This window comes from Klebsiella sp. 18074 (genome assembly GCF_902705905.1).
Classification (GTDB): domain Bacteria; phylum Pseudomonadota; class Gammaproteobacteria; order Enterobacterales; family Enterobacteriaceae; genus Klebsiella; species Klebsiella terrigena.
This window is the reverse complement of the sequence record NZ_CACSIS010000028.1, coordinates 1-13480: the sequence shown is the minus strand read 5'-3', so window position 1 is coordinate 13480 and position 13480 is coordinate 1. Positions and strand designations below refer to the sequence as shown.

13 protein-coding genes are annotated in these 13480 nt (G+C 56.5%); 10 read left to right on the top strand and 3 right to left on the bottom strand.

The features are described 5' to 3' along the window. Positions 1 to 76: 76 nt before the first annotated feature. Genes tatA through tatD form a run of 4 tightly spaced genes read left to right on the top strand, consistent with a single transcriptional unit; the run spans position 77 to position 2466 of the window. Positions 77 to 328 carry a Sec-independent protein translocase subunit TatA gene (tatA, locus tag GVK32_RS22595; RefSeq protein WP_123710432.1) on the top strand — a complete coding sequence of 84 codons (252 nt, stop codon included), beginning with the start codon at positions 77 to 79 and terminating at the stop codon, positions 326 to 328. Between the two features lie 3 nt (positions 329 to 331). Continuing rightward, positions 332 to 868, top strand: a complete 537-nt coding sequence (tatB, locus tag GVK32_RS22590; RefSeq protein ID WP_159872511.1) for a Sec-independent protein translocase protein TatB — start codon at positions 332 to 334, stop codon at positions 866 to 868. A gap of 2 nt (positions 869 to 870) precedes the next feature. Beyond that, positions 871 to 1644 carry a Sec-independent protein translocase subunit TatC gene (gene tatC / locus GVK32_RS22585; protein WP_159872510.1) on the top strand — a complete coding sequence of 258 codons (774 nt, stop codon included), beginning with the start codon at positions 871 to 873 and terminating at the stop codon, positions 1642 to 1644. Between the two features lie 27 nt (positions 1645 to 1671). Then, on the top strand, positions 1672 to 2466 hold the full coding sequence (tatD, locus tag GVK32_RS22580; RefSeq protein ID WP_200842928.1) for a 3'-5' ssDNA/RNA exonuclease TatD: 795 nt from the start codon (positions 1672 to 1674) through the stop codon (positions 2464 to 2466). 8 nt (positions 2467 to 2474) lie between these two features. Here the strand turns inward: tatD and rfaH are convergent, their stop codons facing one another. After that, positions 2475 to 2963: a transcription/translation regulatory transformer protein RfaH gene (rfaH, locus tag GVK32_RS22575; protein WP_159872508.1), complete on the bottom strand. Its 489-nt coding sequence runs from the start codon at positions 2961 to 2963 to the stop codon at positions 2475 to 2477. A gap of 177 nt (positions 2964 to 3140) precedes the next feature. Between rfaH and ubiD the strand changes: the two genes are divergently transcribed. Both ubiD and fre read left to right on the top strand, forming a co-directional pair. Continuing rightward, positions 3141 to 4610, top strand: a complete 1470-nt coding sequence (ubiD, locus tag GVK32_RS22570; protein ID WP_159872507.1) for a 4-hydroxy-3-polyprenylbenzoate decarboxylase — start codon at positions 3141 to 3143, stop codon at positions 4608 to 4610. 55 nt (positions 4611 to 4665) lie between these two features. Then, entirely contained in the window at positions 4666 to 5367 is a 702-nt protein-coding gene (gene fre / locus GVK32_RS22565) for an NAD(P)H-flavin reductase (RefSeq protein ID WP_123710435.1), read from the top strand. A gap of 233 nt (positions 5368 to 5600) precedes the next feature. Here fre and fadA read toward each other — a convergent pair whose 3' ends face one another. Both fadA and fadB read right to left on the bottom strand, forming a co-directional pair. Then, complete coding sequence (gene fadA / locus GVK32_RS22560; protein WP_041143527.1) at positions 5601 to 6764, bottom strand: acetyl-CoA C-acyltransferase FadA; 1164 nt, start codon at positions 6762 to 6764, stop codon at positions 5601 to 5603. A 9-nt stretch (positions 6765 to 6773) separates the two neighbouring features. Further along, positions 6774 to 8963, bottom strand: a complete 2190-nt coding sequence (gene fadB / locus GVK32_RS22555; protein ID WP_159872506.1) for a fatty acid oxidation complex subunit alpha FadB — start codon at positions 8961 to 8963, stop codon at positions 6774 to 6776. Between the two features lie 192 nt (positions 8964 to 9155). Between fadB and pepQ the strand changes: the two genes are divergently transcribed. From pepQ to hemG, 4 genes are read left to right on the top strand one after another with little or no spacing between them, the layout of a single operon-like run. After that, positions 9156 to 10487: a Xaa-Pro dipeptidase gene (gene pepQ, locus GVK32_RS22550; RefSeq protein ID WP_159872505.1), complete on the top strand. Its 1332-nt coding sequence runs from the start codon at positions 9156 to 9158 to the stop codon at positions 10485 to 10487. Continuing rightward, on the top strand, positions 10487 to 11101 hold the full coding sequence (locus GVK32_RS22545; RefSeq protein WP_123710443.1) for an IMPACT family protein: 615 nt from the start codon (positions 10487 to 10489) through the stop codon (positions 11099 to 11101). The genes pepQ and GVK32_RS22545 overlap by 1 nt, the downstream gene beginning before the upstream one ends. Before the next feature lie 41 nt (positions 11102 to 11142). Further along, positions 11143 to 12594 carry a Trk system potassium transporter TrkH gene (trkH, locus tag GVK32_RS22540; RefSeq protein ID WP_159872504.1) on the top strand — a complete coding sequence of 484 codons (1452 nt, stop codon included), beginning with the start codon at positions 11143 to 11145 and terminating at the stop codon, positions 12592 to 12594. An 11-nt stretch (positions 12595 to 12605) separates the two neighbouring features. Beyond that, the gene (hemG, locus tag GVK32_RS22535; RefSeq protein ID WP_159872503.1) at positions 12606 to 13139 is read left to right on the top strand and encodes a menaquinone-dependent protoporphyrinogen IX dehydrogenase; all 534 of its coding nucleotides are present in this window, start codon (positions 12606 to 12608) and stop codon (positions 13137 to 13139) included. Positions 13140 to 13480 lie beyond the last annotated feature (341 nt).

Genomic DNA, 13480 nt, shown 5'->3' with positions numbered 1-13480 from the left:
CTGACGAAGAGGCGGTCCGCGGGATGACGTGTATAATGCGTCCCATTAATTCATCATCTGTCATAGGGGAATGTGTATGGGTGGTATCAGTATTTGGCAGTTATTAATTGTTGTCGTCATCGTCGTTCTGCTTTTTGGGACAAAAAAGCTGAGCTCGCTGGGGTCGGATTTAGGTGCATCAATCAAGGGCTTTAAAAAGGCTATGAACGATGATGAAAAACCTGAAAACGGGACTCCGGACGCGGATTTCGCGGCGAAATCTATCGCTGACAAGCAGGATGATGCGAAAAAAGACGAGACAAAACGCCACGACAAAGAGCAGGTGTAATTCGTGTTCGATATCGGTTTTAGTGAACTACTGCTGGTGTTTGTGATTGGCCTCATCGTACTGGGGCCACAGCGACTACCTGTAGCGGTAAAAACGGTGGCTAGCTGGATCCGCACGCTGCGTTCGCTGGCGGCCACCGTGCAAAATGAGATCACTCAGGAACTAAAACTGCAGGAGTTTCAGGACAGCCTGAAGAAAGTCGAAAAGGCGAGCCTGGATAACCTGACGCCTGAGCTGAAGGCCTCAATGGACGAACTGCGTGAAGCCGCCGAATCCATGAAACGCTCCTATTCCACGCACGATCCTGAGAAAGCCAGCGACGAAGCGAACACTATCCATAACCCGGTGGTGAAAGGCAGCGAAGAACAGCGCCAGGACGTCACGCCGGCGACGGCTGAACACCAGGCCAGCGCGGCGGTTCATGCGCCAGCCAGCGCCGTCGATGAGCCGCTGACGCCGTCGACCGAGCTTCCTGAAGCCAAAGAAAAGGCTGCCGTTAAAGCTACCGATTCCTCCCCCGCATCGAGTGATAAACCGTAAAAATGGGCGTAGACGATACTCAACCGCTAATTTCGCATCTGATTGAGCTGCGTAAGCGTCTGATCAACAGCATTCTCGCGATTCTGGTGATTTTTCTGGCGTTGGTTTACTTTGCTAACGACATCTATCAGCTGGTTTCGGCTCCGCTTATCCGGCAAATGCCGGTTGGCGCGACGATGATCGCCACGGACGTGGCCTCTCCTTTCTTTACGCCGATCAAGCTGACATTTATGGTCTCGATCATATTGTCGGTGCCGGTCATCCTGTATCAGGTCTGGGCGTTTGTGGCGCCGGCCTTGTATAAGCATGAACGCCGGCTAGTGATGCCGCTGCTGGTCTCCAGCACGCTGCTGTTCTACATCGGTATGGCCTTTGCCTACTTTGTGGTGTTCCCGCTGGCGTTTGGCTTCCTGACGCACGCGGCGCCGGAAGGCGTGCAGGTCTCTACCGATATCCGCAGCTATCTCGACTTCGTCATGGCGCTATTTATCGCTTTTGGCATCTCGTTTGAAGTGCCGGTTGCCATCGTGCTGCTGTGCTGGATGGGCGTCACCACGCCGGACGATCTGCGTAAGAAACGGCCCTATGTGCTGGTCGGCGCCTTCGTTGTGGGTATGTTGCTGACGCCGCCGGACGTATTCTCGCAAACGCTGCTGGCGATTCCGATGTACTGCCTGTTTGAAGTTGGGGTCTTCTTCGCCCGCTTCTACACCGGAAAACGCCTGACGCGCGATGAAGATGCCGCCGCCGAAGAGGCGGGCAGTAAAGAAGAGTAGCTAACCGCCCGTCAGGGCGGTTGTCATATGGGAGGGGCGATGTTTGATATTGGCGTAAATCTGACCAGTTCACAGTTTTCTCGCGATCGTGATGAGGTTGTTGCCCGCGCTCAGGCGGCCGGCGTGACCGGCATGCTGCTGACCGGCACCAATCTCCATGAAAGCGAACAGGCGCAGCAGATGGCGCGGCGCTATCCCCGCTGCTGGTCAACCGCAGGCGTGCACCCGCATGACAGCAGCAGCTGGACGGAGTCGGTCGCGGTGGCGATCGGCGAGCTGGCACGCAGACCGGAAGTGGTGGCAATCGGTGAATGCGGCCTCGATTTCAACCGTAACTTTTCGACTCCGGCGGAGCAGGAAACGGCGTTTAGCGCCCAGCTGGCGCTGGCGGCCGAGCTTTCGCTGCCGGTATTTTTGCACTGCCGCGACGCCCACGAGCGCTTTCTGACGCTGCTCGCGCCGTGGCTGGATAAGCTGCCCGGAGCCGTGCTGCACTGCTTTACCGGCAGTCGTGATGAAGTACGCGAGTGTCTGAAGAGAGGTTTGTATATCGGGATCACCGGCTGGGTATGCGACGAGCGTCGCGGCCTTGAGCTGCGCAATCTGCTGACTGAAATTCCGGCCGATCGCCTGCTGATTGAGACCGATGCGCCCTATCTACTGCCGCGAGACCTGAGCCCTAAACCCAATTCCCGACGCAACGAGCCCGTGCACCTGCCGCACATTCTGACGCGCGTTGCGGGCTGGCGCGGAGAGGAGGTTCAGCGGCTGGAGGAGGTGACGGACGTCAACGCCAGAACGCTCTTTGGCGTTCGCTTTTAACCGCGCCGTCAGATTTTATGGAAGTCGGTATTTTTGACGCTCTGCAGCACCTGCTTATTAAGCAGGTTCAGCAGCAGCATAGAGCGAGTTTCGCCATCCGGCTCGCTGAAGATCGCCTGCAGGCCTTCGAACGCGCCGTCGGTAATCAGCACGCTATCGCCGCCATGCGGCGTTTCCGGGTCCGTAATGCCTTCCGGTTTATAGATAGAGAGCTGATGGATAACCGCCGACGGTACGGTAGCCGGCTGGGCGCCAAAACGAACGAAGCTGTTCACGCCGCGCGTAGCGCTAATGGTCGTGGTATGGATAACTTCCGGATCGAATTCGATAAACAGATAGTTAGGGAACAGGGGTTCGCTGATCGTAGTGCGTTTACCGCGGACGATTTTTTCCAGTGCGATCGTCGGCATCAGGCAATTGACCGCCTGCCGTTCGAGATGTTCCTGGGCGCGCTGAAGCTGCCCACGCTTGCAATACAGTAAATACCAGGCTTGCATAATAACTCTTTCCACTCGATTAGTAGCAAGCATAACAAAAGCCTGGAGCGATCGCGAAAGCCATTATAAGTGAAAACTAAAATTCTATATTCTTTCACGCTAATTTAACAAAAGTACAGCATGGCACCGGCGAACACCGTATAATCAGCCGCCTGTATAGAGGTCAATAACAACTCCATGAAATACCACGATCTACGCGACTTTCTGACATTACTGGAGCAGCAGGGGGAACTGAAAAGGATATCCCTGCCGGTCGATCCTCATCTGGAAATCACCGAAATTGCCGATCGCACTTTACGTGCTGGCGGCCCGGCTCTGCTATTCGAAAATCCTAAAGGTTACACCATGCCGGTGCTGTGTAATCTGTTTGGCACGCCTAAGCGCGTGGCGATGGGCATGGGGCAGGAAGACGTTAGCTCGCTGCGGGAAGTGGGCAAGCTGTTAGCTTTCCTCAAAGAACCTGAGCCGCCAAAAGGCTTTCGCGATCTCTTCGATAAGCTGCCGCAGTTCAAGCAGGTACTGAACATGCCGACTAAGCGCCTGCGCGGCGCTCCCTGTCAGCAGAAAATTATCGAAGGCGAGAGCGTCGACCTGACGCAGATCCCGATTATGACCTGCTGGCCGGATGATGCCGCGCCGCTGATTACGTGGGGGCTGACGGTCACCCGCGGCCCGCATAAGGAACGGCAGAACCTGGGTATCTATCGCCAGCAGCTGATTGGCAAAAATAAGCTGATTATGCGCTGGCTATCCCATCGCGGCGGCGCGCTGGATTTCCAGGAGTGGTGTGCGGCGCATCCGGGAGAGCGTTTCCCGGTCTCCGTGGCGCTCGGCGCCGACCCGGCGACCATTCTTGCCGCAGTGACGCCGGTTCCCGATACCCTTTCAGAGTACGCTTTTGCCGGCCTGCTGCGCGGAACGAAAACGGAAGTCGTGAAGTGTATTTCTAACGATCTGGAAGTGCCCGCCAGCGCTGAAATTGTGCTGGAAGGGTATATTGAGCCAGGTGAAATGGCGTCGGAAGGGCCGTATGGCGATCATACCGGCTATTACAATGAAGTGGACAGCTTCCCGGTGTTTACGGTGACCCATATCACCCGACGCGAAGATGCCATTTACCATTCGACCTACACCGGAAGACCGCCCGATGAGCCTGCCGTATTAGGCGTGGCGCTAAACGAAGTCTTTGTGCCGATTCTGCAAAAGCAGTTCCCGGAAATTGTCGATTTCTACCTGCCGCCGGAAGGATGCTCTTACCGCCTGGCGGTCGTCACGATGAAGAAACAGTACGCCGGACATGCTAAACGCGTGATGATGGGCGTATGGTCCTTCCTGCGCCAGTTTATGTACACCAAATTCGTTATTGTCTGCGATGATGACGTTAACGCGCGCGACTGGAACGATGTGATCTGGGCGATTACTACCCGGATGGACCCGGCTCGTGATACGGTACTGGTAGAGAATACGCCAATTGATTATCTGGATTTTGCCTCGCCGGTTTCCGGCCTGGGTTCAAAAATGGGGCTGGATGCCACAAACAAATGGCCAGGCGAGACCCAGCGAGAATGGGGTCGCCCAATCAAAAAAGATCCTGAGGTGACGGCGCGCGTCGACGCCATCTGGGACGAGCTGGCTATCTTTAAATAACAGTAAGCGGGGCTAACGCCGCTGTTTTGCTCTATAGACCCGACAGAGGGGACGCATGACAACCTTAAGCTGTAAAGTGACCTCGGTGGAGGCGATTACCGATACCGTGTATCGCGTTCGATTAGTGCCAGAAGCGGCTTTCTCTTTCCGCGCCGGCCAGTATTTGATGGTGGTAATGGATGAGCGCGATAAGCGTCCGTTCTCTATGGCCTCTACGCCAGCGGAACAGGAGTTTATTGAACTGCATATCGGCGCTTCTGAGCTAAACCTGTATGCGATGGCGGTCATGGATCGCATCCTGAAAGAGCGTGAGATTGAGGTTGATATCCCGCATGGCGAAGCCTGGCTGCGTGAAGATGAGGATCGTCCGCTCATTCTCATTGCCGGGGGAACCGGTTTTTCATACGTGCGCTCCATTTTGTTAACGGCTCTGGCCCGCAATCCGAATCGCGATATTGCCATCTACTGGGGCGGCCGCGAGGCGAAGCACCTCTACGATCTGTCAGAGCTGGAAGCGCTGAGCATTGAGCATCCTGGCCTGCGCATCGAGCCGGTTGTTGAACAGCCGGAAGAAGACTGGCGTGGACGTTCCGGGACCGTGCTGACCGCGGTGCTGCAGGATTACGGCACTCTGGCAGAGCATGATATCTACATCGCCGGTCGCTTCGAGATGGCTAAAATTGCCCGCGACCTGTTCTGTAACGAGCGTCAGGCGCGTGAAGATCGCCTGTTTGGCGATGCGTTTGCATTTATCTGATTATCGGCGCCCCGTTCTTCGGGAAGGGGCGGCTGATGGTAGCTTGCAGAAATAAAAAACCCGCCCCTGACAGGCGGGAAGAACGGCAACTAAACCCCCTCCCCGTCATAATTTACGCTGCCTCTTTGTTGGCTGCCCTCGTTCACCCCGGTCACATAGTTGTCTATGCTGCCGGGGATTTACCTGGTTGCCGCCGCGATGCCGCAAGAATTATTCAGGGATTAATTCTTTAATCAAACCCGCTCAAATACCGTCGCAATCCCCTGACCTAAACCAATGCACATGGTGGCCAGCCCAAACTGCGCGTCTTTGCGCTCCATCTGATTAATCAACGTGGTACTGATACGCGCGCCGGAGCAGCCCAGCGGGTGGCCCAGGGCGATCGCGCCGCCGTTAAGGTTGATCTTTTCGTCGATCTGCTCCATCAGGCCCAGATCTTTTATGCACGGCAGGATCTGCGCGGCAAACGCTTCGTTCATTTCAAAAACGTCGATATCGCTGGCGCTCAGTCCTGCCTTTTTCAGCGCCAGCTTTGATGCCGGAACCGGGCCGTAGCCCATGATGGACGGATCGCAGCCAACAACGGCCATTGAGCGTACGCGGGCGCGGGGCTTCAGCCCCAGCTCCCGGGCGCGGCTCTCGCTCATTAGTAGCATGGCGGCAGCGCCGTCGGAGAGGGCGGAAGAGGTGCCTGCGGTGACGGTGCCGGTGACCGGGTCAAAGGCGGGCCGCAGCGCGGCCAGCGCCTCCACGGTGGTTTCCGGGCGAATAACTTCATCATAGTTAAATGATTTCAGTACCCCGTCGGCGTCGTGACCGCCCGTGGCGACAATCTCATTTTTAAAGGCGCCGGATTGCGTCGCAGCCCATGCGCGAGCGTGGGAGCGTGCGGCAAACTGGTCCTGCATTTCGCGGCTGATGCCGTGAAGACGCGCCAGCATTTCTGCCGTCAGGCCCATCATGCCGGCCGCTTTGGCGACGTTACGGCTAAGGCCTGGGTGGAAATCGACGCCGTGGCTCATCGGGACATGGCCCATATGCTCCACGCCACCAATCAGGCATACGCTCGCGTCGCCGGTCATGATCATGCGCGCCGCATCGTGCAGCGCCTGCATCGATGAACCGCACAGGCGGTTAACCGTCGTCGCGGGCACCGAGTGCGGGATCTCCGCCAGCAGCGCAGCGTTACGTGCAATGTTAAAACCCTGCTCCAGCGTTTGCTGTACGCAGCCCCAGTAGATATCGTCAATCGTGGTCGCGTCGAGCGCCGGATTACGCGATAGCAGGCTACGCATCAGGTGTGCGGAGAGGTCTTCCGCACGCACGTGACGAAACGCGCCGCCTTTTGAACGGCCCATCGGGGTACGAATTGCATCGACAATGACAACCTGTTCCATTGTGACTCCTTAAGCCGTTTTCAGCTCGCCTACCGGACGGGCAGGTTCAACCGGGGGGTAATAGGGTTCGTTATGGCGTGCTTTGCTGCGCAGACCTTCCGGCACCTCATACAGCGGGCCGAGATGCTGATACTGCTGTGCCATATCGAGATATTTTGCGCTGCCCAGCGTATCCAGCCAGCGGAAGGCTCCGCCGTGGAATGGAGGGAAGCCGAGGCCATAAACCAGCGCCATATCCGCTTCCGCCGGGCTGGCGATAATGCCTTCTTCCAGGCAACGCACCACTTCGTTGACCATGGGAATCATCATGCGGGCGATAATTTCTTCATCGCTGAAGTCGCGCTTCGGCTGGCTTACGTCCGTCAGCAGGCCTTCAACGGCCGCGTCCTCTTCTTTCTTCGGTTTGCCTTTGCTGTCCTGGGTATAGCGCCAGAAGCCAAGGCCGTTTTTCTGGCCGAAGCGGGTAGCATCGAACAGGGCGTCAATCGCATCGCGATAATCTTTCTGCATGCGCTGCGGGAAGCCGGCGGCCATTACCGCCTGCGCGTGGTGAGCGGTATCGATGCCGACCACGTCGAGCAGGTACGCCGGGCCCATCGGCCAGCCGAACAGCTTCTCCATGACCTTATCGACCTTGCGGAAGTCCGCGCCATCGCGCAGCAGCTGGCTGAAGCCGGCGAAGTAGGGGAACAGCACGCGGTTAACAAAGAAGCCGGGGCAGTCGTTAACCACGATCGGCGTTTTGCCCATCTTGCTGGCCCAGGCCACCACTTTGGCAATCGTCTCGTCCGAGGTTTTTTCGCCGCGAATCACTTCAACCAGCGGCATACGGTGCACCGGGTTAAAGAAGTGCATGCCGCAGAAATTCTCCGGACGCTGCAGAGCGTCCGCCAGTTCACCAATCGGGATCGTTGAGGTGTTGGAGGCCAGCACCGTATCTGGGCGCACTTTGCCTTCAGTCTCAGCCAGCACCGCCTTTTTCACTTTCGGGTTTTCGACAACGGCTTCAACGACCACGTCCACGCGCTCAAAGCCAGAGTAGTCCAGCGTTGGCTGAATGGTGCCGATGACGCCAGCCAGCTTCAGGCCGTCAATCTTGCCGCGCTCAAGCTGTTTGTTAAGCAGCTTGGCGGCTTCATTCATGCCGAGCGTCAGCGATTTGTCGTTAATATCCTTCATGATCACCGGTACGCCTTTCCAGGCAGACTGATAGGCGATACCGCCGCCCATAATCCCGGCGCCCAGCACGGCGGCCTGTTTCGGGGTTTCAACGTCTTTGGTGAGCTTCTTCGCTTTGCCTTTGACGTATTGATCGTTGAGGAAGATGCCGACCAGCGCGCGGGCTTCTTTGGTGTGCGCCAGCGGGACGAAGCTTTGATTTTCCAGCTTCAGCGCCTCATCGCGGCCGAGTCGGGCGGCAGCTTCGATGGTTTTGACGGCGGTCATCGGCGCCGGATAGTGTTTCCCGGCGGTCTGGGCAACCATGCCTTTCGCAATGGTGAAGCTCATGGTCGCTTCGATTTTGCTGAGCTTCAGCGGCTCCAGCTTCGGCTGGCGCTTCGCCTGCCAGTCGAGATCGCCGCTAATGGCCTGGCGTAAAATGCTGAGCGCGCCGTCGCGCAGTTTCTCTGGCTTGACGATGCCGTCGACGAGGCCGATTTTCAGCGCCTGATCCGCCCCGACGTCTTTGCCGGCGGCGATAATTTCCAGCGCGCTATCGGCGCCGAGCAGACGCGGCATACGCACTGAACCGCCGAAGCCCGGCATGATGCCCAGCTTAGTTTCCGGCAGGCCGATGCGCAGGTCCGGCGTGGCCAGACGATAGTCCGTTGCCAGCACGCACTCACAGCCGCCGCCCAGCGCATAGCCGTTGACCGCTGAAACGGTGGGCACCGGTAAATCTTCGAGGCGGTTGAAAACGCTATTGGCAAAATGCAGCCATTGGCTCAGCTGCTCCTGCGGGACCAGGAACAGGGAGAGAAATTCGGTTATATCGGCACCGACGATAAAGGCCGCTTTTTCAGAGCGCAGCAGCAGCCCTTTAAGATCTGTTTGCTTTTCGAGCACGTCCAGCGCATGGCCGAGGCTGGCTACGGTTGCGGTATCGAGCTTGTTCACCGAGCCGGGGGCATCGAACACCAGTTCGGCAATGCCATCTTCCAGCCAGTCGAGGTACAGGTTGTCGCCTTTGTAGAGCATGTCAGTCTCCTGAATCCAGCAATATGATCTGGTCGTACCAGATGAAACGGAGTGTGGGATTTATGTTAAAGAATTGCAAACAAGTCTTTAAATAAATGCTGGTCGGATCACACCCGGCGGAAATCGCCCTGCCGGAAGCCGATGTGCTAAGATGCGGAGAGTCACGATCTAATAAAATCAAAGGATAAATAGATGGAATCACTAGCCGCGCTCTATAAAAACCATATTGCTACCCTACAAGAACGTACCCGTGATGTTTTATCTCGCTTTAAGCTCGATGCCTTACTGATCCACTCCGGTGAGCTGGTTAACGTTTTTCTTGACGATCACCCGTACCCGTTTAAGGTCAATCCGCAGTTTAAAGCCTGGGTGCCCGTCACGCAGGTTCCTAACTGCTGGCTGCTGGTGGATGGCGTCAATAAGCCGAAGCTGTGGTTCTACCTGCCGGTTGATTACTGGCATAACGTTGAGCCGCTGCCGACTTCATTCTGGACCGAAGAGGTGGACGTTATTGCGCTGCCGAAGGCGGATGGTATCGGTAGCCAGCTCCCGGCGGCGCGCGGCAACATCGGCTATATCGGCCCGGTCCCTGAGCGCGCGCTGGGGCTAGAGATTGCCGGGGATAAAATCAACCCGAAAGGGGTTATCGACTATCTGCACTACTACCGCTCCTATAAAACGGATTACGAGCTGGCCTGCATGCGCGAAGCGCAGAAATCAGCGATCAACGGTCATCGGGCGGCGCATGAAGCCTTCCTGTCCGGGATGAGCGAGTTCGATATCAACCAGGCCTATCTGACCGCGACCGGTCACCGCGATACCGACGTACCGTACAGCAACATCGTGGCGATCAATGAGCATGCCTCCGTGCTGCACTACACCAAACTGGATCACCGTGCGCCGGCGGAAGCGCGCAGCTTCCTGCTCGATGCCGGTGCGGAATATAACGGCTATGCGGCGGATCTCACGCGCACCTGGGCCGCACACGGCGATAGCGACTTTGCCCAGCTGATTAAGGACGTTAATGACGAGCAGCTGGCGCTGATTAGCACGCTGAAAGTTGGCACCAGCTACGTGGATTATCACGTCCAGTTCCATCAGCGTATTGCTAAGCTGCTGCGTAAACACCAGATCGTCACCGATATGAGCGAAGAGGCGATGGTCGAAAACGACCTCACCGGGCCGTTTATGCCTCACGGTATCGGCCACCCGCTGGGCCTGCAGGTGCATGACGTCGCCGGTTTTATGCAGGATGATTCCGGTACCCATCTGGCGGCGCCGTCTAAATATCCGTACCTGCGCTGCACGCGTGTGATCCAGCCGCGTATGGTGCTGACCATCGAACCCGGTATCTACTTTATTGAATCCCTGCTGGCACCGTGGCGCGAAGGGCAGTTCAGTAAGCACTTCAACTGGCAGAAAATTGAAGCGCTGAAACCGTTTGGCGGCATTCGTATCGAAGATAACGTCGTTATCCATGAAAGCAGTGTCGAAAATATGACGCGTGATCTGAAACTGGCCTGATGGACAGCTGGTTGATACCGGCCGCGCCGGTGAGCTTTGTCGAAGAGATTAAGAAGAGCCGGTTTATTACGCTACTGGCGCATACCGATGGCGTAATAGCGGCAAAGGCGTTTGTTGAATCAGTAAGAGCGGATCACCCGGACGCTCGCCACCACTGCGTGGCGTGGGTGGCCGGGCCGCCGAATGATTCACAGCAACTGGGTTTCTCCGACGATGGCGAACCGGCGGGAACGGCAGGTAAACCGATGCTGGCACAGCTTATGGGCAGCGGTGTCGGTGAGATAACCGCCGTCGTAGTGCGTTACTACGGCGGTATTCTACTGGGTACCGGTGGTCTGGTGAAGGCCTATGGCGGCGGCGTACACCAGGCGCTTGCTCAACTGACAACGCAGCGCAAGACGCCGCTGACCGCATATACTTTGCAGTGTGAATACGGGCAATTAGCCGGTGTTGAGGCGCTGTTGACCCAGTTCGCAGGGCAAATTGTCGAAAGCGAATATCAGGCGTTCGTCCAGCTGCGTGTTGCGCTTCCTCAAGCTGAAGTGGCGTCATTTTCAGCAAAACTGGCTGATTTTAGCCGCGGCTCGTTGCAATTACTGAAGATTGACGAATAATCCCCACCTGATTTTTTTGCATATCAAAGGAAGCGCCAGAGATGCATTTTCGCGCGATTACCCGAATCGTTGGACTGCTGGTCATTTTATTTTCGGGGACCATGATCCTCCCGGGATTAGTGGCCCTGATATACCGTGATGGTGCCGGGCGGGCGTTTACCCAGACCTTTTTCGTCGCTTTAGCTATTGGCTCTCTATTATGGTGGCCGAACCGCCGTGAAAAGGGTGAGCTGAAATCCCGCGAGGGCTTTCTGATCGTCGTCCTCTTCTGGACCGTGCTGGGCAGCGTCGGTGCGCTACCGTTTATCTTCGCCGAGCAGCCAAACCTGACGGTAACCGATGCGTTTTTTGAATCCTTCTCTGGCCTCACCACCACGGGCGCAACCACGCTGGTTGGCCTCGACTCGCTGCCTCATGCCATTCTTTTCTATCGCCAGATGCTGCAGTGGTTTGGTGGTATGGGGATCATTGTGCTGGCGGTCGCGATCCTGCCGATACTCGGCGTCGGTGGGATGCAGCTGTACCGGGCGGAGATGCCCGGGCCGCTGAAGGATAACAAAATGCGCCCGCGAATTGCCGAAACGGCAAAAACGCTGTGGCTCATCTACGTTCTTCTGACCGTCGCCTGTGCGCTGGCGCTGTGGTTTGCCGGGATGCCTGCGTTTGACGCCATCGGTCACAGCTTTTCGACCATCGCTATTGGCGGCTTCTCCACGCATGACGCCAGCGTCGGCTACTTTGACAGTCCGACGATTAACTCGATTATCGCGGTCTTCCTGCTGATCTCCGGCTGTAACTACGGCCTGCACTTTTCATTACTCAGCGGACGAAGCCTGAAGGTGTACTGGCGTGACCCCGAATTCCGCATGTTTATTGGCGTACAACTGACGCTGGTGGTGATTTGCACGCTGGTGCTGTGGCTGCATGATGTCTATAGCTCCGCGTTAACCACCTTGAACCAGGCGTTTTTCCAGGTTGTCTCAATGGCCACTACGGCGGGCTTCACCACCGATAGCATTGCACGCTGGCCGCTGTTCCTTCCGGTGCTGCTGCTGTGCTCGGCATTTATCGGTGGCTGTGCCGGTTCGACGGGCGGTGGTCTGAAGGTTATTCGTATCCTGCTGCTCTTTAAGCAGGGGAACCGCGAGCTGAAACGCCTGGTCCACCCGAATGCGGTGTACAGCATTAAGCTGGGCAACCGCGCGCTGCCGGAACGCATCCTCGAAGCAGTATGGGGATTCTTCTCCGCCTATGCGCTGGTGTTTATCATTAGTATGTTGGCGATTATTGCTACCGGCGTCGATGACTTCTCCGCATTTGCTTCGGTCGTCGCAACCTTAAACAACCTGGGGCCGGGCCTGGGCGTCGTGGCGGATAACTTTGCGACGATGAATCCGGTCGCAAAATGGATCCTGATTGCTAATATGCTGTTTGGTCGTCTGGAAGTGTTCACCCTGTTGGTGCTGTTTACTCCCACTTTCTGGCGTGAATAACTGGAGTATTTGTGAAAACGTTGATTCTATTTTCCACCCGTGACGGGCAGACTCGTGAAATTGCCTCCTTTCTGGCATCCGAGCTGAAAGAGCTGGGCGTCGATGCGGACACCCTCAACCTGAACCGCGCCGATGCGGTTGCATGGCACGACTACGATCGCGTGGTGATTGGGGCATCCATTCGCTATGGCCACTTCCATCCTGCGGTTGACCGCTTCGTGAAGAAACACCTGCAGTCGCTGAACGCGCTGCCCGGTGCGTTTTTTTCGGTTAACCTCGTGGCGCGTAAACCTGAGAAGCGTACTCCGCAAACCAATAGCTATACGCGCAAGTTCCTGCTCAGTTCACCGTGGCAGCCGCAGCGTAGCGCGGTATTTGCCGGTGCGCTGCGCTATCCGCGCTATAGCTGGTACGACCGCGTAATGATCCGCCTGATTATGAAGATGACCGGCGGTGAAACGGATACCAGTAAAGAAGTGGTCTATACCGACTGGCAGCAGGTCGCTAATTTTGCGCGAGAGATCGCACAAATGAGCAGCAAATAGCGGATAAAATCACCGTGATGATGGCAAACTGAGCGGTTGAAAAGTTTTTTGCAAACAGGGCTTGTCAACGTCGGAGAACTCCCTATAATGCGCCTCCACTGACACGGAACAACGGCTTACAGGCCGCCGGGTTAGCGGGGTTCAGTGATGAACGCCGACAGAGAAAAGCAAAATTAAACGCTTGACTCTGAATGAGGAAAACGTATTATACGGGACCTCGCAACGGTGAGCGAAAGCCGCGTTGCACTGCTCTTTAACAATTTATCAGACAATCTGTGTGGGCACTCAAAGTGACATGGATTCTTAACGTCCTCGGACGAAAAATGAATACCAAGTCTCTG

Bases quoted from the DNA above. Each gene is read 5' to 3' on its own strand.
- tatA (WP_123710432.1), top strand. From the start codon at position 77: ATGGGTGGTATCAGTATTTGGCAGTTATTAATTGTTGTCGTCATCGTC.
- tatC (WP_159872510.1), top strand. From the start codon at position 871: ATGGGCGTAGACGATACTCAACCGCTAATTTCGCATCTGATTGAGCTG.
- tatD (WP_200842928.1), top strand. From the start codon at position 1,672: ATGGGAGGGGCGATGTTTGATATTGGCGTAAATCTGACCAGTTCACAG.
- rfaH (WP_159872508.1), bottom strand. From the start codon at position 2,963: ATGCAAGCCTGGTATTTACTGTATTGCAAGCGTGGGCAGCTTCAGCGC.
- ubiD (WP_159872507.1), top strand. From the start codon at position 3,141: ATGAAATACCACGATCTACGCGACTTTCTGACATTACTGGAGCAGCAG.
- fre (WP_123710435.1), top strand. From the start codon at position 4,666: ATGACAACCTTAAGCTGTAAAGTGACCTCGGTGGAGGCGATTACCGAT.
- fadA (WP_041143527.1), bottom strand. From the start codon at position 6,764: ATGGAACAGGTTGTCATTGTCGATGCAATTCGTACCCCGATGGGCCGT.
- fadB (WP_159872506.1), bottom strand. From the start codon at position 8,963: ATGCTCTACAAAGGCGACAACCTGTACCTCGACTGGCTGGAAGATGGC.
- pepQ (WP_159872505.1), top strand. From the start codon at position 9,156: ATGGAATCACTAGCCGCGCTCTATAAAAACCATATTGCTACCCTACAA.
- GVK32_RS22545 (WP_123710443.1), top strand. From the start codon at position 10,487: ATGGACAGCTGGTTGATACCGGCCGCGCCGGTGAGCTTTGTCGAAGAG.
- trkH (WP_159872504.1), top strand. From the start codon at position 11,143: ATGCATTTTCGCGCGATTACCCGAATCGTTGGACTGCTGGTCATTTTA.